Here is a 21,230-nt window from a genome sequence, read left to right as displayed (position 1 = left end):
CATGGACACCCTGATCGACCTCTATTCGGCCCAGCCCTTCTGGCTCTGGCTCGCCATCGGTGCCCTGTTGCTGGCGGTCGAGGCGGCGGCCTCGACCGAATGGCTGCTGTGGCCGGCGGTTTCGGCCGGTATCGTGGCGGTCGTCACCGCCCTGGGCCTGTCGCTGGGTCTGGCCGGAGAGGTGGGGCTGTTCGCGGCCCTGACCCTGGCCTCGACCCTGCTGTCGCGTCGGCTGGTCCAGCGCGTCAATCCCGACGACCAGCCCGACATCAACGACCGCGACCGCCGCCTGATCGGGCAGAAGGCGACGGTGGTCGAGCCGTTCGTCGATGGCCGTGGCCGGGTCTTCGTGTCGGGCGCGGAATGGTCGGCGGAGCTGGACGGTGATGCGCCTCTGGCCAGCGCTCCGGTCATTGTGACCGGGGTTGGCACCGGCCGATTGACGGTGAAGGCGGCCTGACGCCCTAGCCGGCCCGCGCAGCCCGCATCTCGGCGATGCCGCGATTGGCCAGTTGGTCGGCGCGTTCGTTCAGTTCGTGACCGGCGTGGCCCTTGACCCAGTGCCACTTGACCTCGTGACGCGTCCGGGCGGCATCGAGGCGTTTCCACAGGTCGTCGTTCTTGACCGGGGACTTGTCCGCCGTCCGCCAGCCCCGCGCCTTCCAGCCGTGGATCCATTTGGTGATCCCGTCCATGACGTATTTGCTGTCGGTGTGCAGGTCGATCCGGCACGGTCGTGTAAGCGCCTCCAGCGCCATGATGGCGGCCGTCAGCTCCATTCGGTTGTTGGTGGTCAGGGGCTCGCCCCCCGACATTTCCTTGGTCTTGCCCGCCGCTTGCAGGATCGCGCCCCAGCCCCCGGGCCCCGGGTTGCCCTTGCAGGCCCCGTCGGTGTGGATGATGACGTGGCTGGGGGAGGGCGGTGTCAAGCTGCAACCTATAGAATCCGCGTACAGCCTTGAGATTTGCGCAGCGGGGCCATTGGAGCTACCCCTTCTAGGCTAGGAGGGTGGTCGTGATCCATCTGAAGATTGAAGAGATAGGCGACAAGGTCGGAATCATTTTCGATGATCACGCGATCGAGGTTCTCGGCATCGCTGTCGGAGACGAACTGCAGATCGAGGAGACCGAGGGTGGCCTTCTAGTCCACGTCCGGTCGGCGGATGGCGGAGGGCATACCTTCCGCGCCTGGATAGGCCCTGCGCCTGACGTATCTGTGCCGTGACGGCCTACCAAACTGGGCCCGCCTGGATACGCGAGAACACGATCGCGCGCTGATCCTGCAATCCCTTGGCGCAGCGTCACGCCTTGGCCTATATGGCGGCTATGATTTGCAGCGGGCCGAGGTCGGACCCGTTTGAGGAGATTTCACCGTGGGCAGCTTCAGCATCTGGCATTGGGCCATCGTCGCCGTGATCGTGCTGCTGCTGTTCGGCGGGCGCGGCAAGCTGTCGGGCCTGATGGGCGACGCGGCCAAGGGCATCAAGGCGTTCCGCGAGGGCCTCAAGGACGAGGACAAGAAGAACGGCCCGACCGACGGCGTCTCCTCCCTGCCGCGCACCGAGGCCGAGAAGGAAGAGCTGAAGCGCTAGTTGGCCGCGACGGAAGACGCCGCGCATGGGCGGTCTGACCCCGGGGATCGGGGGCCTGGAATGGGTGGTGATCGGACTGGTGGCCCTGGTGGTCGTCGGGCCCGAACGGCTGCCCGGTCTGTTGCGCCAGCTCGGCAAATGGGTGGCCAAGGCGCGCGGAATGGCCAACGAGTTCCGCGCCAGCTTCGACGAGATGGCTCGCCAGTCCGAGCTGGATGACCTGCGCAAGGAGGTCGAGGCCCTGCGCACCGGCCAGTCACCCTATTCGCCCGTCCACCTGGGGGCAGAGGCCGACGCCGCCTTCAAGGACATCCGGAACGAGCTCGAAAAGCCACTGACCGACGAGGCCGTGGCTGCCGACCCGGCCATGACGCCCCAGGCTTCGGAATGGCCCGACGGGGATCCCGTGATGCTTCCGCTTGCCGACCCGCCGCTGGTCGCATTGCCGGAACAGGCCCCGGTCGTGCCTGTTGCCGCCAGGCCGGCCCGCAAGCCGAGGCCCAAGACGGCGGCTCCCGCCGCACCTGCAAAGGCCAAGGCCGCGTCGACCAAGTCTCCGGCCAAGGCCCCGGCCAAGGCCAAACCCCGCGCCCCGCGTAACTCGAAACTCGACCTATGACCCGCGACGAGAGTGAGATCGAGGCGTCGCGTGCCCCCCTGATGGATCATCTGATCGAGCTGCGCGGGCGGCTGGTCGTCTGCGTGATCGCCTTCGTCCTGGCCTTCTTCCTGTGCTTCTTCTTCGCGGCCCAGATCCAGATCGTGCTGATCAAGCCGTTCCAGGCGGCGTCGGCGGTCCATGCGGCCGCCGCCGCGACCGGGGGCCATGGCAGCATGATCGACCTGCTGATGGTCACCGCAGGGCTGAAGCCGATCCCCGAGGGCGGCCAGGCGGCGGTGACCCTGATCGCCACGGCACCGCTGGAACAGCTGTTCTCCAAGATGAAGATCGCCGGGTTCGGGGCCATCGTCCTGGCCTTTCCGATCGTCGCCTGGCAGCTGTACCGGTTCGTGGCGCCGGGGCTGTATCGCAACGAGCGCGGGGCCTTCCTGCCGTTCCTGATCGCGGCACCCGTGCTTTTCTGCCTGGGGGGAGGGCTGGTCTATTTCGTCATGCTGCCGCTGGTCATGTGGTTCTCGCTGAGCCAGCAGATCGTTTCGGACGGCATCTCCGTCGCCCTGATGACCAAGATCAGCGAATACCTCAGCCTGGTGACGTCCCTCATCCTGGCGTTCGGCCTGTGCTTCCAGCTACCGGTCATTACCACCCTGCTGGGCATCGCCGGCATCGTGTCGTCCAAGATGATGGCCGAGGTGCGCCGCTATGCGATCGTCGCGGTGGTCGTCGTCGCCGCCGTCGTCACCCCGCCCGACCCCATCAGCCAGCTGATGCTCGCCGTTCCGCTTGTGCTGCTCTACGAGATCTCGATCTGGTGCGTCCGCGCGATCGAGTGGCGGCGGGGCAAGGGTGAGGTGGTCGAGGATCAGGCGATCGCCTGAGCGGGTGACGGCACGTCCATTTTCTGAGTTGGGGAACTCAGGCTATGATGTGGGTACCCCTCAAGTATTGTCTACGGAGGCTCGCAATCGTTCGCGCCCTTCGCTCATTCGGGAAGCCGGGCGGGCAATCGACTGCATAAAGCAGTGCGGCATGGCTCGGATCGTTGTTCCGCTTTAGCAAATCGAGGGCATGGCAAGCGGCATCAAAGCCGAGCATCGGCAAGCGATGAAGTAAGGCTTGCCAGCCGTGTATTGAGCCGAGAAGGGAGGGGGCCTCCAACAAGCTTCTGAGTTCAAGCTCAAGCAATTCTGGTTCGTTTTCGACAAGGATCGCGTCCATGAGCGCTTGCTGCAAACTCTGAACATCGACGTCGATCATGCGGAGCCAAGCACCGATAACCAGCGCGGCGTGTCGACGTTCGTCCGGGTTGTGGCTGAGGAGCCAAGCCGTAACCTGTGTCCGGTCGTCCCGCAGTGTTTCCGCGAACTGCGTCACGTTCCGTTCGGCAGGGCCTCTCTGAACGGCGAACCCAAACGACGTCGTCGCGTAACCGAACATCGCGATATTGAGACTGATATCGTCGCTGAATGGGGCAACATCAATGTATCCGTCGATCAGCCCGTCCCCGGGTTCGAAGCACAAGGGCGCGACCGTGTGACCCTTCGCAGTCAATCTGCGCGCCAGAGCTTCAAAGTCGCGGCGTCGGAACAGAACGGTGCCGCCCTGATCGACAGTCTCCCTGTCCGATAGGATGTTGTACTCGGTCGTGTGCAGGGCCCATCCGCCGGGTTTCAGGCATGCAAGCGAGTTTTCGACGAACTCCAACCCCCGTTCAATCGAGCCCAGATGTTCGAAAGCGCATGACGACCAGCAGAAGTCGAAATCACGCAAATGCTCTGGGATGGCGTTCATGTCGCATGGTTCGAACGACACTCGCTGATCGAATATCTCATCCGGACAGATGTCCGGGCGACGCAGACCGTCGCGTTCGCGGGCGTGCTGAGCCGTTTCGATCCAGCCAATCGCGGTCGCGCCTTCCGGTGCCAGGTCGGTTGCGACGACATCGCAGCCGTGGGCTGCAAACAATGCCGGAAGAGCCTCCTCGCCGACGCCGAACCCCAGGCCCCGATGGCCGGGCGCGAGAACACCTCTCTCCCAAAGCCCCTGGCAGACGAAAACGAACTCGCAGAGCTTGCGGTGGAATCTGGGAATAGTCCCGATGCGGAGGCTCCAATAGGAGAAGTAAGGCTGACGAAAGTCGTTCTCTCTGCAAAACGTCGAGTTGTTGAAGGCCATGTCAGCAGGTCCACCGACAATTACCGGTGGCTTGCGAAGCCATAGGTCGGACGACGGCTGCTGTATCGCCCTGTGAAGACTCCGGGTCTCGCGTTCGTGCATTTCGAACCGACCTTCGATGTCGTCGATCCGACGGATGACAGCGTCCACCCGCCTGTGAATGACGAGGATCCTGAGGACCTCATACCTCAAGTTTCGCAGTGGCTCTGTGAGCTTTCGCCACCGCTTGCGAACGATCTTGCCGATCTTGGACATTGAAACCCTAGGTTGGACGGCGCGATCTAGAGACCAGCGGCGAACCAATGCAATGAAAAAGCGCCGGGCCTTTCGACCCGGCGCCTCTTGTGGCCGATCGGTCGATCGATCAGCAGCTGTAGTACATGTCGAACTCGACCGGGTGGGGGTGCAGGGCCAGGCGCATGACCTCTTCCATCTTGAGCTCGATGTAGCTGTCGATGAAGTCGTCATCCATGACGCCGCCCTTCTTGAGGAAGGCGCGGTCCTTGTCGAGGTTCTCGAGGGCTTCCTTCAGCGAACCGCAGACCTCGGGGATCGAGCCGCGTTCTTCGGGCGGCAGGTCGTACAGGTTCTTGTCGGCGGGCGCGCCCGGATCGATCTGGTTCTCGATCCCGTCCAGACCGGCCATCAGCAGGGCGGTGAAGGTCAGATAGGGGTTGCCCATCGGATCGGGGAAGCGGGCTTCCAGACGCTTGCCCTTGGGCGACGACACCCAGGGGATACGGATCGAGGCCGAGCGGTTGCGGGCCGAATAGGCCAGCTTGACCGGCGCTTCATAGCCGGGGACCAGGCGCTTGTAGGAGTTGGTGGTCGAGTTGGCGAAGGCGTTGATGGCCTTGGCGTGCTTGATGATGCCGCCGATGTACCACAGACACTCCTGGCTCAGGCCCGCGTACTTGTCGCCGGCGAACTGGGGCTTGCCGTCCTTCCAGATCGACATGTGGACGTGCATGCCCGAGCCGTTGTCGGCGAACATCGGCTTGGCCATGAACGTCGCCGACTTGCCGTAAGCAGCGGCGACGTTGTGGATGATGTACTTATAGAGCTGCAGTCGGTCGGCCATGGTCAGCATGTCCGAGAACTTCAGGCCGAGCTCGTGCTGGGCCGGGGCCACCTCGTGGTGGTGCTTCTCGGGCTGCATGCCCATGTCGCGCATCACGCCCAGCATCTCGGCGCGCAGGTCCTGACCGCTATCGACGGGGTTGACGGGGAAATAGCCGCCCTTGGGCCCAGGGCGATGGCCCATATTGCCCTCGGTGTATTCCGAACCCGTGTTGGCCGGCAGTTCGATCGAGTCGTAGGAATAGCCGGTGTTGCCCGGCTGGGTCGTCCAGCGCACGTCGTCGAAGATGAAGAACTCGGCCTCAGGCCCGAAATAGACCACGTCGCCCACGCCGGCCGCCTGGATGTACTGCAGGGCCTTCTTGGCCATGGAGCGGCTGTCGCGGTTGTAGGGTTCGCCGGTGTCCGGGTTCATGACGTCGCAGAACAGGAACATCGTCGTGGCCTGATAGAACGGGTCGATATAGGCCGTCGTCAGGTCGGGCTTGAGCAGCATGTCCGACTCGTTGATCGCCTTCCAGCCGGCGATCGAGGAGCCGTCGAACATCGTGCCTTCATTGAGGAAATCCTCGTCGACCAGGTCGATGTCGAAGGTGACGTGTTGCAGCTTGCCCTTGGTGTCGGTGAAGCGGACGTCGACGTATTTGACGTCCTTGTCCTTGATCTCTTTCAGGATCTTGTCGGCGGTGCTCATTCTCGGGTGGTCCTGTTTCTTCTGGGGAGAGAGGGAACGCGAACGACCGCGCGGACGCGGCCGGGTACTGTAGTCGTCAGACCGCCTGGGCCCCGGTTTCGCCGGTGCGAATGCGGATGACGTCGATCACATCGGTGACGAAGATCTTTCCGTCGCCGATCTTTCCGGTGCGCGCGGCGGTCTGGATGGCCTCGACCACGGCGGGGTAGAGGTCGTCGGAGACCACGACCTCGATCTTGATCTTGGGCAGGAAGTCGATGACGTACTCCGCCCCGCGATAGAGCTCGGAATGGCCCTTCTGGCGGCCATATCCCTTGGCCTCCAGCACAGTCATCCCCTGCACTCCGATGTCCTGGAGCGCCTCCTTCACATCGTCCAGCTTGAACGGCTTGATGACGGCTTCGATCTTCTTCATGGGCACCCCGTGACCGGCGTTTCGAACAGCCGGTCGCTCGGGGACGAAAGGGACATCGCATTGCGGTATAAGGCAAGGGCTGCCTTCGAATTTTCCTCATTGTGCGGCGCCGGAAACGTCATGACGCAAGAATATTCCACACCCGGATCGTGGCGCGCACTGTTTCCCTGGCCGAGTCCGCTAACCCACAAGCATGAGCGGGGCAGGTTGGGGGTGGTGTCGGGACCGGCCCTGCGCACAGGCGCCGCGCGGCTGGCGGCGCGCGGAGGTCTGCGGATCGGGGCCGGGCTGGTGCGAATCCTCTGCCCACCGGACGCGGCCCTGATTGTCGCGGCGGCGGTCGAGGCCGTCATGGTCGACGAGTTCGTCTCGTCCGAAGCCCTCATGAAACTGGCCGAGCCGCTGGACGCCGTCGTCATCGGGCCGGCGGCGGGGCTGGCAGAGGGGACGGTGCACAATCTCCAGGCCCTGGCCCGGACGGGGGCGGCGCTGGTGGTGGACGCCGATGCCCTGACGATCTTCCGCGACCGGCCGGCCCTGCTGTTCGCCTGTCTGGACCGGGATGACGTGCTGACGCCGCATGAGGGCGAGTTCGAGCGGATATTCCCGGGATTGCTGTCCCAGGGCCGGGAGGCGGCGGCGAGGCTCGCGGCCGGACAGGCGGGGGCCGTGGTGGTGCTCAAGGGACCGCAGACGGTGATCGCGGCGCCGGACGGCCGGATCGCGGTCAACGACAACGGTGTGCCCTGGCTGGCCACGGCGGGCAGCGGCGACGTTCTGGCCGGGATGATCGGCGGCCTGATCGCCCAGCGGATGGACAGTTTCGAGGCGGCGCGGGCGGCGGTCTGGCTGCATGCGGATGCCGCAGCCCGGTTCGGTCCCGGCCTGATTGCCGAGGACCTGCCCGAGATGGTGCCTGCGGTGCTGGCGGGCCTTCTTCCGGGTTGACCGGGGCCCGCTCGCCGGGCGTCAGGGCAGGGGGGTGACGTTGTTCGCGGCGCTGATCTCCAGGGGGTCACCGTCCAGCAACAGCCGCACCTTCGATCCCACGGGGACCGATCGTGGTGCCGACAGCATCACCGTCTGGACCTTGGGCTGAAGGTCATCGGGTGCCGGCAGGGTGCCGAACCGGGTGCTGGCCAGCACGGCCCCATCCGGTCCCTCAAGGACAACGCGACCGGCCGGAGAGGCAACGCCGCCCAGGCCGTGAACCGTGACCGACAGTCGCTCGCCGCGCCGCACGACGTCGTCCGTGCCGATCCCGACGTCGGGCCGGGTGGCCATGGCCGGACCCGCCTCGATCAGGGCGAAGGTGATGACGTTGGCTCCCGGCGGCAGGGTGACCGGCAGGCCCTCGCCGGGGCCGAACGACACGGTCGATGCAGCCCCCGCGTCCGGCCGGTCGTCGCCGTCCGCGTCGGCACCCTGCGTCACCGTCCATTGGCCCGGCGTGACCTGAGCGCCCGAGATCGTGGCCGCGACCGGCCGGTCGGCCAGGTTCCAGACCACGACGCGGAAGCCGTCGGCCGCCGGTTCGCGCACGAGGATAGCCGTCTTCAGCGCATCCTCGGCGTCGTCGAAGCGCCAGCTGATGCGGTTGCCCGGCACGATCCGGTTGCGAACGTGAGCGACCCCGCCCAGCCGCGCGCGCTGCAGTTGATCCGAGGGCACATCGACCCGGTCGGACCACCAGTGATCCTCGGTCTGCATCGTCATCCGCACCGAGGCGAAGCGGATCTCGTCGGCGTACAGCCGCTCCAGCAGCGAGCGGTCGCCGGTCTCGGCAGCGGCGAAGGTCAGGGCGTCCGGCGACGCGCCCGGTCTGGCGGCGGCGGCAACCCATCCCTGGCTGATCTCGGGACGTTTGAGCTCGCGCGCGACATCGGCGGTGATGCCGGACCAGCCAGGCGTGCCGGGCTCGCCCATCGGCGTCAGATATTTGGCGTCGCCGGTCCAACGATACGAGGCCCAGAGCAGCATGTTGGTGGGAACCAGCCCGGTTCCGCGCTGGGCGTCCGTGGTCCAGTTGATGTCGGCGGGCCAGGTCACCACGCCGTCCGCGCCGGGCTTTCCATGGGCCAGATAGCCGTCGGCCAGTTCCAGCATGAGGGCCCTCAGGCGCGGCGACCCGTTGTAGTCGACCAGCGCGAACCCGGGATGCAGGATCAGGTTGGATTGGGACTTGGACCAGTCCCATGGCGTGTCCCGCGCGAACAGCGAACCGGAAAAGTTGGACGAGATGATGTGCCGGTGCCCCGCCGCATTGACCTGGGTCAGGTCGCTGTAGCGCCGCGCGGTCGCCATCAGCCGCTCGATCGTCTTCGGATCGCCCCGGTTCAGCATCGCCGCCTGACTGATGGCGTTGACCCCTTCTTCGTAGACGTGGAGCTCGTCGGTCTGGATCGTGCCCAGGCCGTTGTCCCACATCCCGTTGCGATAGCTGGCCTCGATCAGGGCCAGCAGCGAGGCGTTCAGCTTGTCCGGGTCGACGCCCATCAGGGCCGGACCGACCCACTGGTTGGTCAAGTCGGTGTCGTCGGAAATGCCTCCGCCGAACTCGCCCTCGACCTGGCGGTTGTCGATCCACCAGTTGATGAAGGTCCGCACCTGTTTCAGGTCCTCGACCTGGCGGAAGGCCCACAGCGGCACGCCCGCCGGCGGCGTGGCCTGGGTGAAGGCGGGCAGGGGCTGTGATGCGTTCCACTCGCTCCAGTAGGCCCGGCCTTCGACATTGTCGGGATCGACCCGCAGCAGGTCGGTCAGGTCCAGATAGAATTGGTCGAACAGGGCCAGGTCGCGCGTGATCTGGCGTTCCTCGACCAGGAAGCCATAGCTGTCCTTGATCTGCATCAGCCGGTCGGCGACATGCTCGGGCCGGGCGGCGTCGCGGTCCTTGAAGATCAGCCGCACGGCCATCCCGTCCAGGCTCTGGGCGCTGAAGTCGGCGGCCGACGACGCCACGGTCAGGTAGAGGCTGTTGTCGTTGTCCAGCACCCGGTCGCGCGTGTCCAGAAACACCGTCCGCGCCTCGCCCGGCTTGACCGAAACATTGATGTCCAGCAGGTCGCGCAGGGCCCAGGTCGGGTCCTTGATCCGGATGTTCAGTGAGATCAGCCCGTCCGGGCCCGGCGTCGCGGTCAGCGCCGGGATCTCCAGCACCAGCCCGTCCAGGCCGCCGGCCTCCTGATAGCTGAGCGTCGGCACGTTGCGGATCAGGGGGCCACCAGCGCGTCCGCGACGGAACTCGATCGGGATGACGACATGGGCGATGGGGCGAGCGCCGCCGAGCGCCGTCGTGCGCGGCGCGGTCGGGGCGCTGGCGGGCAAGGCGGCGACGGTGTCGCGCTCCTCGGCCGGATAGCGGCCGGCGATGAAGGCCGAGAGGTCGTCGGTGGCGACATAGGACGGCTCGACCCCCGTGCGCACCACATAGCGATAGTCGCCGATGCTGTCGGGCACGCCCCCGGGCGCGACGTTGTAGACGCCGATCTCCTGGATCGGAGTCTCCTGCTCGATGTTGACGAAGCGGATGGCCCCGCCGTCGCGGCCCTCGACGCGCGTCGTCGTGCGCTCGGCTCCGCGCGCGCGGCTAGCCAGGGGCTGGGGGGTGCCGGCGTCCACGATCTTGCTGGATGCGATGGTGGCATCGACGGCCGACAGGGTGCCGAAGGCCGCGCCCTGGATCTCCACCTGGTTCCAAGGCTCGTCAGGCAGGAACCAGGTCGCCGACTTGCCGCCCATGGAATAGACGTCCCAGTCAGGCAGGATGAAATAGTCGTCGCGTCCGGGCAGGCGCGACCGGTTGTAGACGCCGGGCCAGGTCGTCTCGCGGATCCCATCGTTGCCGAACATCAGCCGCTGGGCGACGTCGCGTTGGTCGGTGAACTCGACCCGTCGGATGCGCGTCACCGGATCGGCCAGATAGGGCGCCGGACCCTGATCGAAGCCGAAGCGGCGATCCCAGGCGGGCCGCCAGTCGGCCGGTGTCGCTGCCTGAACCGGGTTGGCGGCCGGGCTCACCAGAGCCTGAACCTCGCCCTGATCCAGCGCGTGGTCATAGATGCGCAGGTCGTCATAGTCGGAGCCGCGCGTGAAGCTGTAGCGGCTGTGGACCTGGATCGGCGACACGATCCGTCCCGCCGTGCCGAACTGATCCAGCGCGGCGTCCAGCACCGCCGGGGTCCGCGTCGCCGCGACCCGCTCGCCGTCGACATAGAGGACGACGCCCTCCGCCTCGTCCCAGCTGAAGGCCAGATGCATCCAGGCGTCGGGTGCGGGCACCTGAGGCATCTTCCACGACACCCGGACGCGGGCCAGATTGTTGTCGGTGACGAAGGCGTCGAACCCTTCGCCGTTCCAGTCAATCCGCAGGAACGTCATGTCCCAGCTGGAATGGTTGGCGTACCCGACCCGGAACAGGACGAAGGGCGTCGGCCCGGTCGCGTACCGGGCCCGCCAGTCGAAGGCGATTGTGCCTCTCTGGGCGTAGATGTTGCCGGGCGCGGACCAGGCGAGCTGCTGGTCGTCGCTGCCCTCGAGATAGCCGCCGTCGGCACCACCGGTGGGTTTCAGGGTGATCTTGTCGGCGAAGGTGGGCTCGGCCTGACCCGCCGCCACGTCCGCCGTCGGCCCCGTATCGGCCGACATCCGGAACAGCAGTCCGTCGCCGGAAGGGGAGGGGCTCTGTGCCTGGGCCAGGGACGGCAGGGCGAGCCCAGCCAGAAGCGCGGCCACGCAGGCGGTGGAGCGAAGAGCAAGCATGACTGTACCTCGGCGTCGTCCCTGTGCGGCTCGATCGACCGCTTGTGTTCAGGTTATGACACCGGTGTCTCAAAGCAAGCTGTTTGAAAGGATCGTCGGTCGCATCCGGGTCAGGCGAGAACGCGAGGCAGTTTGAACGTCACCGTTTCCCGTTCGCCGGGATCGTCGATCATCGTCACGTCGAATCGCTCGCGGATCGCCGCGATCAGGGCCTGGATCAGCGGTTCGGGGGCCGAGGCGCCGGCGGTGATGCCGACCGTCGAGACGCCGTCGAACCAGGACCAGTCAACCTGGGACGCGTCGTCGACCAGCCGCGCATCAGCCGCCCCGGCCCTGAGAGCCACTTCCACCAGCCGTACCGAGTTCGAAGAGTTCGGCGAGCCCACCACCAGCACCAGGTCCGACCCGTCCGCCAGACCCTTCACGGCCTCCTGACGGTTGGTGGTGGCGTAGCAGATGTCTTCCTTGTGTGGGTCGGGCAGTTCGGGGAACCGCGCCTTCAGCACGCTCAGGATTTCGGCGGTGTCGTCCATCGAGAGCGTGGTCTGGGTCGCATAGGCGAGGGGGGCGTCGCCGGGTCGCTGGACCGTCTGCGCATCCTCGACCGTCTCGACCAGGGTTATCGCGCCGGGCGGTAGCTGCCCCATGGTGCCGACCACCTCGGGGTGACCGGCGTGGCCGATGAGCAGGATGTGACGGCCGACGGCGTGGTGACGCTCGGCCTCGACATGGACCTTGGAGACCAGGGGGCAGGTGGCGTCGAGGTACAGCATCTGGCGCGCCCCCGCCGCCGCCGGGACCGACTTGGGCACACCGTGGGCCGAGAACACCACCGGTCGGTCGTCGGGGCATTCGTCCAGCTCCTTGACGAAGACCGCGCCCATGGACTTCAGCCGCTCCACGACATGTTTGTTGTGGACGATCTCGTGGCGCACATAGACCGGTGCGCCGAACTTCTCGATCGCGCGCTCGACGATCTGGATGGCGCGGTCCACCCCGGCGCAGAAGCCGCGCGGCGTGGCCAGACGAACATTCATCGGTCGGCGGATCGGGGAAATCGCGTTCATGCCCTCTAGGTAGCGGTTCCGGCCGCTGATCGCCACCGCGAGCGTTTGCCGCGCCTCGCTTTAGCCGCTATCAGCACCCAGCGTGGCAGGGTCGGCGCCGACCCATGGCCAGCGCCTCCTTTCGGCTGTCGGATACTTCCCTTGATGCGTCGCGTTATCCCCGTTCAGGCCGCCGCCGTGGCTGCCGTCGCCCTGTTCGCCGGCTCGGTTCCGATGCTGGCCCATGCCCAGTCGATGCCGGGACAACAACAGGGCCAGCGCGACCGTCAGCAGGGTCAGGGCCAGCAGGAGGAAGAGGGCAGCCGCCGGCCTGCGCGGATCGCGCCGCTGAACCAGCGCGCCAACGCCGGCCCCTGTCCCTATGTGAAGATTCTTTACGACGCGGCGCGCTACGTCGAGCTGGCCGATAACCGTCCGGCCGTCGCCAATGTCGGCTATACCGGTGAGATCGAGGGTGTCACCGCAGGATGCAGCTATCGTGGCGATGAGCCGATCACCGTCCAGATGGACCTGCTGTTCAACCTGGGCCGCGGTGCCCAGGCTACCGCCGGCCAGCGCACCTATCGCTACTGGATCGCCGTCACCGCCCGCAACGAGGCGGTCCTGGCCAAGGAATACTTCGATCTGCCGGTGGATTTCGAGGGTGCCCGCACCGCCTCGGTGACACAGGAAAAGACCATCGTCATCCCGCGCGCCAACGCCGAGACCTCGGGTTCCAATTTCGAGGTTCTGGTGGGCTTTGACGTCACGCCCGAAATGGCCGCATTCAACCGCGACGGCAGCCGGTTCCGCGTCAACGCCGGCACCGCGCCGGTCGCCCAGCCCCCCGCTCAGTAATGGCCGACCTCAAGACCGAACTGGGCGAAGCGGTGGCCGCCGCCTTCGCCGCCGAAGGCGTGGACGCGTCGCTGGCCCGGGTCACGACCTCTGACCGGCCCGACCTTGCCGATTTCCAGTCCAACGGCGCGCTCGCCGCCGCCAAGGCGCTGAAGGCCAATCCGCGCGAGCTGGCCACCCGTGTCGCCGCGCGCCTGTCCGGCGATCCGCGCCTGTCGGGCGTCGAGGTGGCGGGGCCCGGCTTCATCAATTTCAAGGTCGCCGACGCGACATTGGCGACGCGTGCCGACGCCGTCGCCGGGGACACCGCGCTGGCCGGTGCTTCGCCGGTCGTCGCGCCGCGCAAGGTCGTCATCGACTACGCCGGGCCTAATGTGGCCAAGCCGATGCACGTCGGGCACCTGCGCTCATCCATCATCGGCGAGAGCCTGAAGCGTCTGTTCCGCCTGCGCGGCGACACCGTCTGGGGCGACGCCCATTTCGGCGACTGGGGCTTCCAGATGGGGCTGCTGATCGTTGCTGTCGGCGACGAGGGCAAGGCCGACGCGTTTCTGGCTGACGGTGACGGCCCGTTCCCGGACGTCAGTCCGATCAGTCTTGAAGATCTGGAACGCCTCTATCCGGCCGCCGCCGCCCAGGCCAAGGAAGACCCCGCCTTCCGCGACCGGGCTCGCAAGGCCACGGCCGAGCTACAGGCCGGCCGGCCCGGCTATCGCGCCCTGTGGCAGCATTTCGTCGCGGTCAGCCGCACCGCCCTCGAACGCGAGTTCGGCGCGCTCGGCGTCACCTTCGATCTGTGGAACGGCGAGAGCGATGCCGATCCGCGCATGGCCGAGATGATCGCCCATCTGGAGGCCCAGGGCCTGCTGGTGGAGGACGACGGTGCCCGCGTCGTCCACGTCGCCGGCCCCGGCGAGACCCGCAAGAAAAAGCTGGCCGACGGCTCGGTCGTTGAGGCCCCCAGCCCGCCGCCGCTGCTGGTGATCAGTTCCGAAGGCTCGGCCATGTATGGCACGACCGACCTGGCCACCATCGTGGACCGCCGCGAGACCATCGATCCCGACCTGATTCTGTACGTCGTCGACGAGCGTCAGGCCGAACATTTCGAACAGGTCTTCCGCGCCGCCTGGCTGGCCGGATACGCCGACAAGGGTGCGCTGGAGCATCTCGGCTTCGGCACCATGAACGGCACGGACGGCAAGCCGTTCAAGACCCGCGCCGGCGGCGTGCTGAAGCTCCACGACCTGATCACGCAAGCCCAGGACAAGGCCCGCGCCCGCCTGACCGAAGCCAACCTGGGTGCCGACCTGTCGTCCGCCGAGTTCGAGGCCACGGCCCACAAGGTCGCCATCGCCGCCCTGAAATTCGCCGACCTGTCGAACAGCCGCACGACCAGTTACGTCTTCGACCTCGACCGGTTCATGAGCTTCGAGGGCAAGACGGGGCCCTATCTGCTGTACCAGGTCGTCCGCATCCGCTCCCTGCTGCGCCGCGCGGCCGAACAGGGCGCGGGACGGTCGCCGATCGACATCGTCGAACCGGCCGAGCGCGACCTGGCCCTGACGCTGGACGCCTTCGACCAGGCCGTGTCCGACGCCTACGACAAGCGGATGCCGCACCTGATCGCCGAACACGCCTACCGGTTGGCGCAGAGTTTCTCGAAATTCTATGCCGCCTGCCCGGTGTTGGTCGCGCCCGATGAGGCCACGCGCGGCTCGCGGCTGGCGTTGTCGAAGGCGGCGCTGGACCAACTGGTGCTGGCGCTGGACGTCCTGGGGATCGAGACGCCGGAGCGGATGTAAGACGGCCCGACGTTGGGCTATGTTGTCCGTCAACTCGGAGCTGCCATGTCCCTCGACGCCTTCATCGCCGGCCTGCCCAAGGCCGAGCTGCATCTGCATATCGAGGGTTCGCTGGAACCCGAACTCATGTTCGAACTCGCGCGGCGCAACAAGGTCTCAATCCCGTTCGATAGCGTCGAGGCGGTGCGTGCCGCCTATGACTTCTCGAACCTGCAGGACTTTCTGGACATCTATTACGCCGGGGCGAATGTCCTGCTGACCGAGCAGGATTTTCACGATCTGGCCTATGCCTATTTCCAGCGCGCTGCGGCCGACACCGTGCGCCACGCCGAAATCTTCTTCGATCCCCAGACCCACACCGACCGGGGCATTCCGTTCCAGGTCGTCGCCGACGGACTGCTGTCCGGCATGAAAGCCGCAGAGACCGATTTGGGCGTCAGTTCGCAGCTGATCCTGTGCTTCCTGCGTCACCTCGATGAGGACGCCGCCTTCGCCACCCTGCGCAAGGCCGAGCCCTGGCTGGACCGAATTCGCGGTGTGGGTCTCGACTCGTCCGAGGTCGGCCACCCACCGTCCAAGTTCCAGAAGGTCTTCGCCGCCGCCGGCTCCATGGGGCTGAAACGCGTCGCCCATGCGGGGGAAGAGGGGCCGCCGGCCTATGTCTGGGAGGCGCTGGACCTGTTGAAGATCGACCGGATGGACCACGGCAATCGCTCGATGGAAGACCCGGCCCTGGTCGATCGGCTGAAGAAATCAGGGATGACCCTGACAGTCTGCCCGCTGTCGAACCACAAGCTCTGCGTCGTCGATGACCTCAAGGATCACCCGGTCCCGGAGATGCTGCGTCAGGGTCTGCATGTCACGATCAACTCGGACGACCCGGCCTACTTCGGCGGCTATGTGAATGAGAACTACCGCCAGCTAACCCATGCCGTCGGCCTGACGCGCGAGCAACTGACGCTGCTCGCGCGCAACAGTTTCGAGGGCTCTTTCCTGACCTCGGCGGAGAAGGCGGCGTATGTCGACGAGGTCGAGGCCTACGCCGCCCTCTGATCGTCAGATCGGCAGGATGGCCGTGCCGAAAGCCCGCTTCAGCTCGTGCGCCGCGAACTGCTGGGCCACGGCCGCGTCGGGCACCACCAGCCCCATGCCGAAGAACTCGTGGGTCGAGCCGTGGAAGGTCTTGGACCGGGTATCGACACCGGCGGCCTCCAGCAGTTCGGCCAGTTTCTCGCCCTCGGTACGAAGTGGGTCGATCTCGGCCATGATGACCGTGGACGACGGCAATCCTCGCAGGTCCGCGTTGCCTACGACATTGACGCGGGGGTCGATCAGGTCGGACTCATTGGCGAAGGTCTGCTTCACGAACCATTCGATCATCGGCTTGTTCAGCGGCTTGGCCGTCGCGTTCTCGCGGTAGCTTTCGTTGTCCAGGTCTGTGCCCACCAGCGGATAGACGAGAACCTGGTGCATCGGTGCCTGCAGCCCCTGATCCCGCGCCGCGATCGACACATTGATGGCGAGGTTACCGCCCGCGCTTTCGCCCATCACCGCGATCCGACGGGGATCGCCGCCGATCGATTGGGCATTGGCCACGGCCCATTTCCACGCCGCGACCGCGTCCTCATGCGCCGCCGGGAACTTGTTCTCGGGTGCCTGGCGATAGTGGACCGACAGAACCACCACGTCGGCAAAGCGCGACACCCCGCGCGGTCCACCATCATAGACGTCGAGGTCGGCGATCACGAACCCGCCGCCATGGAAGTAGACGACCAGGGGCTTCAGTTCGTCGCTGTCGTGATCGGGGCTGTACACCCGCGCCTTCAGGGGGCCCGCCGCCCCGTCGATCATGATGTCGCGGGTGTGGACGCCCATCGTCGGGTTCTCGTCCTTGACGGTGTCATGCAGGATCTTCTTCACCGCATCGGTGGGCGTCGGCTGCAGCCGCGCCTCCTGTGCCGTCAGGGTCTCGATCGGCTTGCCGCCCAGCCCGGCCAGGGTGTCGAGGACCTTGCCCATGGCCATGTCGGGCTTTGCCGGCGTGTCGCGCGGCGTGTCGTCGTGACCGAGGATTTTATCGAGGATAGACATGGGCTTCTCATAGTTCCTGAGGGGAGGGGTGTTGGCGTAATCCCGCGCCTGCGTCATTTGTTCCTCCGCCCAAGCTTGACTTGCCGCCGGAGTCGCTGCCTAGGTCGGCTCGCTCTCGCGGGAGAGATCGGCGGCTTAAGACAGCCGTCGGAGCCGAAGGCGCAACCGCCCCGGAAACGCTCAGGCAAACGGACCGCGAGGACATTCGGACGCTGGAAAGTCGATCCCCGGATCGCGCCGACGGAGCAAGACGCCCAGACCTTTGCAAAAAGGCTTTTGGCGCCGGAATCTCTCAGGCTTCACAGACAGCGGGGGCGCGAGGACGGCGGAGCTTTCCGCATCAACACGCGACCGCGAGAGTCTGAATGGCCGATACTCTGACCGAAGCGATGCTGAAGACCACGCCCCTGAACGCGGCCCACCGCGCGCTGGGAGCCCGGATGGTAGGCTTCGGCGGCTATGACATGCCGGTGCAGTATGAGGGCGTGCTGGCCGAGCACCGCTGGACGCGCGAGCATGCCGGGCTGTTCGACGTGTCCCACATGGGCCAGTGCAAGATCACTGGTGCCGACGCCATCGCCCAGTTCGAGCGGTTCGTGCCCGGCGACTATGCGGTGCTGAAAGAGGGCCGCCAGAAATACAGCCTGCTGCTGGATGCCCAGGGCGGCATCCTGGACGACCTGATGGCGGGCAAGCCCGACCACGACGGCCTGTTCGTCGTCGTCAACGCCGGCAACAAGGACGAGGATTTCGCCTTCTGGTCTGAACACCTGACCGGTGACGCCACCCTGACCGTGCTGTCCGATCGCAGCCTGATCGCCATCCAGGGCCCGGAAGCGGCCGAGGTCATGGTCGCCCATGAGCCGGTCCTGGCCGAGATGGCCTTCATGGACTCGGCGCGGCTGATGCTGTTCGGCGTCGACTGCTACGTCTCGCGCTCGGGCTATACGGGCGAGGATGGCTATGAGATCTCGGTGCCGAACGCTGACGCCGAACGCATCTGGAACACCATTCTGCAAGACGCCCGCGTCAAGCCGATCGGCCTGGGTGCCCGCGACAGCCTGCGGCTGGAGGCCGGCCTGCCGCTGCACGGCCACGACATCGACCCGACGACGTCTCCGGTCGAGGGGGCTCTGACCTTCGCCCTGTCGAAGTCGCGCAAGGAAGCCGCCAACTTCAACGGCGCCGATCGCATCCTGAAGGAACTGGCCGACGGTCCGAGCCGCGTCCGTATCGCCCTAATCGTCAAGGAAGGGGCACCCGCCCGCGAAGGCGCCGAGATCGCCGATGCGGACGGAACCGTCATCGGCAAGGTCACATCGGGCGGCCCGTCGCCGACCCTGGGTCGCAACATTGCCATGGGCTATGTCCCGCCGAAATACGCCGACCTGGGCACGGACCTGAAGGTCATCGTGCGCGGCAGGGCCGCCGCCGCCGAGGTCGTCGCCATGCCCTTCGTCGCCACCCGCTATCACCGCAAACCCAAAGCCTAGAGATCAGCCATGAAGTTCACCAAGGATCACGAGTGGGTCAGCCTGGACGGTGACATCGCCACCGTCGGCATCTCCAAACACGCCGCCGATGCGCTCGGCGACGTGGTCTTCGTCGAGGTGCCCGAGGTCGGCAAGACCGTGACCAGGGGCGACAGCTTCGCCGTGGTCGAGAGCGTGAAGGCGGCGTCCGACGTTTACGCCCCCGTCTCCGGCGAGGTGGTCGAGGCCAATGACGCCCTGGGCACGGCCCCTGAAACCGTCAATGCCGATCCGATCGGCGCCGGCTGGTTCGCCAAGATCAAGGTGTCGGATGCTTCCGCCCTCGACGCTCTGATGGATCAGGCCGCCTATGACGAGTTCCTGACCACGCTTTAGTTTCACCCGCTCATCCCGGCGAAAGCCGGGACCCAGTCCTTTCACGCGACAGGTCTGGGATCAGCGGTTCGTCCTCCCCGGCGAAAGACATCGCCCAAAGCACTGGGTCCCGGCTTTCGCCGGGATGAGCGGAAAAGAATATGCGCTACCTCCCCCTGACCCCCGACGACCGCACGGCGATGCTGTCCGCCATCGGCGTGAGCTCGATCGACGACCTGTTCGTTGACGTGCCCGGCCCGGCCCAGCGCGACGGCTTCGTCGACCTGCCGCGCGTGGCGGGCGAGCTGGAGGTTGAGCGGGCCATGTCCAAGATGGCAAACCGTAACGTCTCGGCCGGATCGGTTCCGTTCTTCTGCGGGGCCGGGGCCTACAAGCATCATGTCCCGGCGACCGTGGATCATGTGATCCAGCGCTCGGAGTTTCTGACCAGCTACACCCCGTACCAGCCGGAAATCGCGCAAGGCACCCTGCAGTATCTATACGAGTTCCAGACCCAGGTCGCGAACCTGACCGGGATGCCGGTCGCCAATGCCAGCCTCTATGACGGCTCGACCGCCATGGCCGAGGGCGTGCTGATGGCCACGCGCGTCACGCGGCGGAACAAGGCCATCATCTCGGGCGGGGTCCATCCCCACTATGTCCGGGCGACCGAAACCGTCGTCCACGCCGTCGGGGTCGAGACCGAGGCGCTTGCCCCCGCGATCGACGCCGAGGCCGCCGTCATCGACGCCATCGACAAGGACACGGCCTGCGTCGTCGTCCAGACCCCCAATGTCTTCGGTACGGCGACCGACGTGACGAAGATCGCCGAGGCCGCCCATGCCGCCGGGGCCCTGTTGATCGTCGTGGTCACCGAGGCCGTATCGATGGGCCTGCTGAAGTCGCCCGGCGAGATGGGGGCCGACATCGTCGCCGCCGAGGGCCAGTCGATCGGCAATGCGCTGAACTATGGCGGACCCTACGTCGGCCTGTTCGCCACGCGCGACAAACTGGTGCGCCAGATGCCGGGCCGCCTGACGGGCGAGACGGTGGACGCCGATGGGGAACGCGGCTTCGTCCTGACCCTTTCGACCCGCGAACAGCATATCCGCCGCGACAAGGCGACGTCGAACATCTGTACGAACTCCGGCCTGTGCACCCTGGCCTTCACCATCCACATGAGCCTGCTGGGCGAGACGGGCCTGAGGAAACTGGCCCTCCTGAACCACGAAAAGGCGTTGGCCACCCGCGATGCCCTCGCCGCCATTCCCGGCGTCGAGATCCTGACCCCGCGCTTCTTCAACGAGTTCGCGGTGCGTCTGCCGAAGAACGCGGCCGAGGTGGTCTCCACCCTGGCCGACCATCATGTGCTGGCCGGCGTGCCCTACAGCCGCCTCGCCCCCGACGCGGGCATGGACGACGTCCTGCTGGTCGCCGCCACCGAGACGACGATGGATATCGATATCCAGATCCTAGCCAAATCGCTGACCAAGGTCCTGGGAGCCTGACCATGAGCACCATGAACACTGTCGGCCGTCCGACCGCCCCGAACGCCGTGACCTCGAAACCCGCCACCCTGACCGGCGCGCGCGGTCTGTTGCAGGATGAGCATCTGATCTTCGAGAGCGATGGCTGGGGCAAGACCGGCGTCGATCTGCCGGAACCGACGACGGACGGCTCCGACCTGGGCGACCTCGTTCGGCGGGATCCGATCGGCCTGCCGGGCCTGTCCGAGCCGGAGACGATGCGCCACTACGTCCGCCTGTCGCAGAAGAACCACGCCATCGACCTGGCCATCTATCCGCTGGGGTCGTGCACGATGAAGCACAATCCGCGGCTGAACGAGAAGATGGCGCGCCTGCCGGGCTTTTCCGACATCCACCCGCTGCAGCCGATCTCGACGGTGCAGGGCGCGCTGGAGTTGATGGACACCCTGTCGCATTGGCTGAAGACCCTGACCGGCATGCCCGCCGTCGCCCTGTCGCCCAAGGCCGGGGCCCACGGCGAACTGTGCGGCCTGATGGCCATCCGCGCGGCCCACGAGGCCTCCGACGAGCACGTCAAGCGCCGCAAGGTGCTGGTGCCGACCTCCGCCCACGGCACCAACCCGGCCACCGCCGCCTTCGTCGGCTATACGGTCGTGGAGGTCGCCCAGACGAATGACGGCCGCGTCGACGTCGCCGATCTGGCCTCCAAGCTGGGTGACGACGTGGCCGCCATCATGGTGACCAACCCCAACACCTGCGG

At 66.4% G+C, this 21,230-nt stretch carries 19 protein-coding genes, 1 pseudogene and 2 riboswitches; of the genes and pseudogenes, 13 read left to right on the top strand and 7 right to left on the bottom strand.

What is annotated here, in order from left to right; translation table 11 throughout:
* Position 1: 1 nt before the first annotated feature.
* Positions 2–460, top strand: coding sequence for an NfeD family protein (locus JHC99_RS06500; protein WP_292152658.1), 459 nt, complete (start codon positions 2–4; stop codon positions 458–460).
* A gap of 4 nt (positions 461–464) precedes the next feature.
* Here the strand turns inward: JHC99_RS06500 and rnhA are convergent, their stop codons facing one another.
* Positions 465–929: a ribonuclease HI gene (gene rnhA, locus JHC99_RS06495; RefSeq protein WP_292152657.1), complete on the bottom strand. Its 465-nt coding sequence runs from the start codon at positions 927–929 to the stop codon at positions 465–467.
* A gap of 86 nt (positions 930–1,015) precedes the next feature.
* Between rnhA and JHC99_RS06490 the strand changes: the two genes are divergently transcribed.
* The 4 genes from JHC99_RS06490 (at position 1,016) to tatC (ending at position 3,092) form a co-directional block, all read left to right on the top strand.
* The gene (locus JHC99_RS06490) at positions 1,016–1,225 is read left to right on the top strand and encodes a hypothetical protein (protein WP_292152656.1); all 210 of its coding nucleotides are present in this window, start codon (positions 1,016–1,018) and stop codon (positions 1,223–1,225) included.
* Positions 1,226–1,373: 148 nt separating this feature from the next.
* Positions 1,374–1,592: a twin-arginine translocase TatA/TatE family subunit gene (locus JHC99_RS06485; protein ID WP_292152655.1), complete on the top strand. Its 219-nt coding sequence runs from the start codon at positions 1,374–1,376 to the stop codon at positions 1,590–1,592.
* 34 nt (positions 1,593–1,626) lie between these two features.
* Entirely contained in the window at positions 1,627–2,211 is a 585-nt protein-coding gene (gene tatB / locus JHC99_RS06480) for a Sec-independent protein translocase protein TatB (protein WP_292152669.1), read from the top strand.
* On the top strand, positions 2,208–3,092 hold the full coding sequence (gene tatC / locus JHC99_RS06475; protein WP_292152654.1) for a twin-arginine translocase subunit TatC: 885 nt from the start codon (positions 2,208–2,210) through the stop codon (positions 3,090–3,092). The genes tatB and tatC overlap by 4 nt, the downstream gene beginning before the upstream one ends.
* A 37-nt stretch (positions 3,093–3,129) precedes the next feature.
* Here the strand turns inward: tatC and JHC99_RS06470 are convergent, their stop codons facing one another.
* The 3 genes from JHC99_RS06470 to JHC99_RS06460 form a co-directional block, all read right to left on the bottom strand.
* Positions 3,130–4,389, bottom strand: coding sequence for a cyclopropane-fatty-acyl-phospholipid synthase family protein (locus JHC99_RS06470; RefSeq protein ID WP_292152653.1), 1,260 nt, complete (start codon positions 4,387–4,389; stop codon positions 3,130–3,132).
* A 364-nt stretch (positions 4,390–4,753) separates the two neighbouring features.
* On the bottom strand, positions 4,754–6,163 hold the full coding sequence (glnA, locus tag JHC99_RS06465) for a type I glutamate--ammonia ligase (RefSeq protein ID WP_292152652.1): 1,410 nt from the start codon (positions 6,161–6,163) through the stop codon (positions 4,754–4,756).
* 76 nt (positions 6,164–6,239) lie between these two features.
* Positions 6,240–6,578, bottom strand: a complete 339-nt coding sequence (locus JHC99_RS06460; RefSeq protein WP_271144491.1) for a P-II family nitrogen regulator — start codon at positions 6,576–6,578, stop codon at positions 6,240–6,242.
* 120 nt (positions 6,579–6,698) lie between these two features.
* Between JHC99_RS06460 and JHC99_RS06455 the strand changes: the two genes are divergently transcribed.
* Positions 6,699–7,526 carry an NAD(P)H-hydrate dehydratase gene (locus tag JHC99_RS06455; protein WP_292152651.1) on the top strand — a complete coding sequence of 276 codons (828 nt, stop codon included), beginning with the start codon at positions 6,699–6,701 and terminating at the stop codon, positions 7,524–7,526.
* Between the two features lie 21 nt (positions 7,527–7,547).
* On the opposite strand, the gene JHC99_RS06450 is transcribed toward JHC99_RS06455, so the two are convergent.
* Together JHC99_RS06450 and ispH are read right to left on the bottom strand one after the other, a co-directional pair.
* Positions 7,548–11,339 (bottom strand): LamG-like jellyroll fold domain-containing protein, encoded by a 3,792-nt coding sequence (locus tag JHC99_RS06450; protein WP_292152649.1) that lies wholly within the window; start codon positions 11,337–11,339, stop codon positions 7,548–7,550.
* 110 nt (positions 11,340–11,449) lie between these two features.
* Positions 11,450–12,406, bottom strand: coding sequence for a 4-hydroxy-3-methylbut-2-enyl diphosphate reductase (gene ispH / locus JHC99_RS06445; RefSeq protein ID WP_292152647.1), 957 nt, complete (start codon positions 12,404–12,406; stop codon positions 11,450–11,452).
* A gap of 144 nt (positions 12,407–12,550) precedes the next feature.
* Between ispH and JHC99_RS06440 the strand changes: the two genes are divergently transcribed.
* The 3 genes from JHC99_RS06440 to JHC99_RS06430 are packed head-to-tail and all read left to right on the top strand — an operon-like array spanning position 12,551 to position 16,098.
* Complete coding sequence (locus JHC99_RS06440) at positions 12,551–13,243, top strand: Tat pathway signal sequence domain protein (protein ID WP_292152668.1); 693 nt, start codon at positions 12,551–12,553, stop codon at positions 13,241–13,243.
* On the top strand, positions 13,243–15,045 hold the full coding sequence (gene argS / locus JHC99_RS06435; protein ID WP_292152645.1) for an arginine--tRNA ligase: 1,803 nt from the start codon (positions 13,243–13,245) through the stop codon (positions 15,043–15,045). Before JHC99_RS06440 ends, argS begins: the two co-directional genes overlap by 1 nt.
* 45 nt (positions 15,046–15,090) lie before the next feature.
* Entirely contained in the window at positions 15,091–16,098 is a 1,008-nt protein-coding gene (locus tag JHC99_RS06430) for an adenosine deaminase (RefSeq protein ID WP_292152642.1), read from the top strand.
* Positions 16,099–16,101: 3 nt separating this feature from the next.
* On the opposite strand, the gene JHC99_RS06425 is transcribed toward JHC99_RS06430, so the two are convergent.
* Positions 16,102–17,136 (bottom strand): alpha/beta hydrolase, encoded by a 1,035-nt coding sequence (locus tag JHC99_RS06425; protein WP_292152640.1) that lies wholly within the window; start codon positions 17,134–17,136, stop codon positions 16,102–16,104.
* Between the two features lie 108 nt (positions 17,137–17,244).
* A riboswitch (glycine riboswitch) is annotated at positions 17,245–17,342 on the top strand.
* 4 nt (positions 17,343–17,346) lie between these two features.
* Positions 17,347–17,447, top strand: a riboswitch (glycine riboswitch).
* 66 nt (positions 17,448–17,513) lie between these two features.
* Between JHC99_RS06425 and gcvT the strand changes: the two genes are divergently transcribed.
* From gcvT to JHC99_RS06405, 4 genes and pseudogenes are all read left to right on the top strand, one after another.
* Positions 17,514–18,629 carry a glycine cleavage system aminomethyltransferase GcvT gene (gcvT, locus tag JHC99_RS06420; RefSeq protein ID WP_292152667.1) on the top strand — a complete coding sequence of 372 codons (1,116 nt, stop codon included), beginning with the start codon at positions 17,514–17,516 and terminating at the stop codon, positions 18,627–18,629.
* Positions 18,630–18,638: 9 nt separating this feature from the next.
* Positions 18,639–19,004, top strand: a complete 366-nt coding sequence (gene gcvH, locus JHC99_RS06415) for a glycine cleavage system protein GcvH (RefSeq protein WP_292152638.1) — start codon at positions 18,639–18,641, stop codon at positions 19,002–19,004.
* 140 nt (positions 19,005–19,144) lie between these two features.
* Positions 19,145–20,491 (top strand): aminomethyl-transferring glycine dehydrogenase subunit GcvPA, encoded by a 1,347-nt coding sequence (gcvPA, locus tag JHC99_RS06410; RefSeq protein ID WP_292152636.1) that lies wholly within the window; start codon positions 19,145–19,147, stop codon positions 20,489–20,491.
* An 11-nt stretch (positions 20,492–20,502) separates the two neighbouring features.
* Positions 20,503–21,230: pseudogene (locus JHC99_RS06405) on the top strand (aminomethyl-transferring glycine dehydrogenase subunit GcvPB); the annotation flags it as partial.

The organism is Brevundimonas sp. (assembly GCF_016463485.1).
Lineage (GTDB): Bacteria > Pseudomonadota > Alphaproteobacteria > Caulobacterales > Caulobacteraceae > Brevundimonas.
The sequence above is the reverse complement of the archived record's forward strand: the minus strand, read 5'-3'. Positions and strand labels throughout refer to the sequence as shown.

Bases quoted from the DNA above. Each gene is read 5' to 3' on its own strand.
- JHC99_RS06470 (WP_292152653.1), bottom strand. From the start codon at position 4,389: ATGGCCTTCAACAACTCGACGTTTTGCAGAGAGAACGACTTTCGTCAG.
- JHC99_RS06460 (WP_271144491.1), bottom strand. From the start codon at position 6,578: ATGAAGAAGATCGAAGCCGTCATCAAGCCGTTCAAGCTGGACGATGTG.
- JHC99_RS06440 (WP_292152668.1), top strand. From the start codon at position 12,551: ATGCGTCGCGTTATCCCCGTTCAGGCCGCCGCCGTGGCTGCCGTCGCC.
- gcvH (WP_292152638.1), top strand. From the start codon at position 18,639: ATGAAGTTCACCAAGGATCACGAGTGGGTCAGCCTGGACGGTGACATC.
- JHC99_RS06455 (WP_292152651.1), top strand. From the start codon at position 6,699: ATGACGCAAGAATATTCCACACCCGGATCGTGGCGCGCACTGTTTCCC.
- tatC (WP_292152654.1), top strand. From the start codon at position 2,208: ATGACCCGCGACGAGAGTGAGATCGAGGCGTCGCGTGCCCCCCTGATG.
- JHC99_RS06430 (WP_292152642.1), top strand. From the start codon at position 15,091: ATGTCCCTCGACGCCTTCATCGCCGGCCTGCCCAAGGCCGAGCTGCAT.
- gcvPA (WP_292152636.1), top strand. From the start codon at position 19,145: ATGCGCTACCTCCCCCTGACCCCCGACGACCGCACGGCGATGCTGTCC.
- JHC99_RS06500 (WP_292152658.1), top strand. From the start codon at position 2: ATGGACACCCTGATCGACCTCTATTCGGCCCAGCCCTTCTGGCTCTGG.
- JHC99_RS06450 (WP_292152649.1), bottom strand. From the start codon at position 11,339: ATGCTTGCTCTTCGCTCCACCGCCTGCGTGGCCGCGCTTCTGGCTGGG.
- glnA (WP_292152652.1), bottom strand. From the start codon at position 6,163: ATGAGCACCGCCGACAAGATCCTGAAAGAGATCAAGGACAAGGACGTC.
- ispH (WP_292152647.1), bottom strand. From the start codon at position 12,406: ATGAACGCGATTTCCCCGATCCGCCGACCGATGAATGTTCGTCTGGCC.
- argS (WP_292152645.1), top strand. From the start codon at position 13,243: ATGGCCGACCTCAAGACCGAACTGGGCGAAGCGGTGGCCGCCGCCTTC.
- JHC99_RS06425 (WP_292152640.1), bottom strand. From the start codon at position 17,136: ATGTCTATCCTCGATAAAATCCTCGGTCACGACGACACGCCGCGCGAC.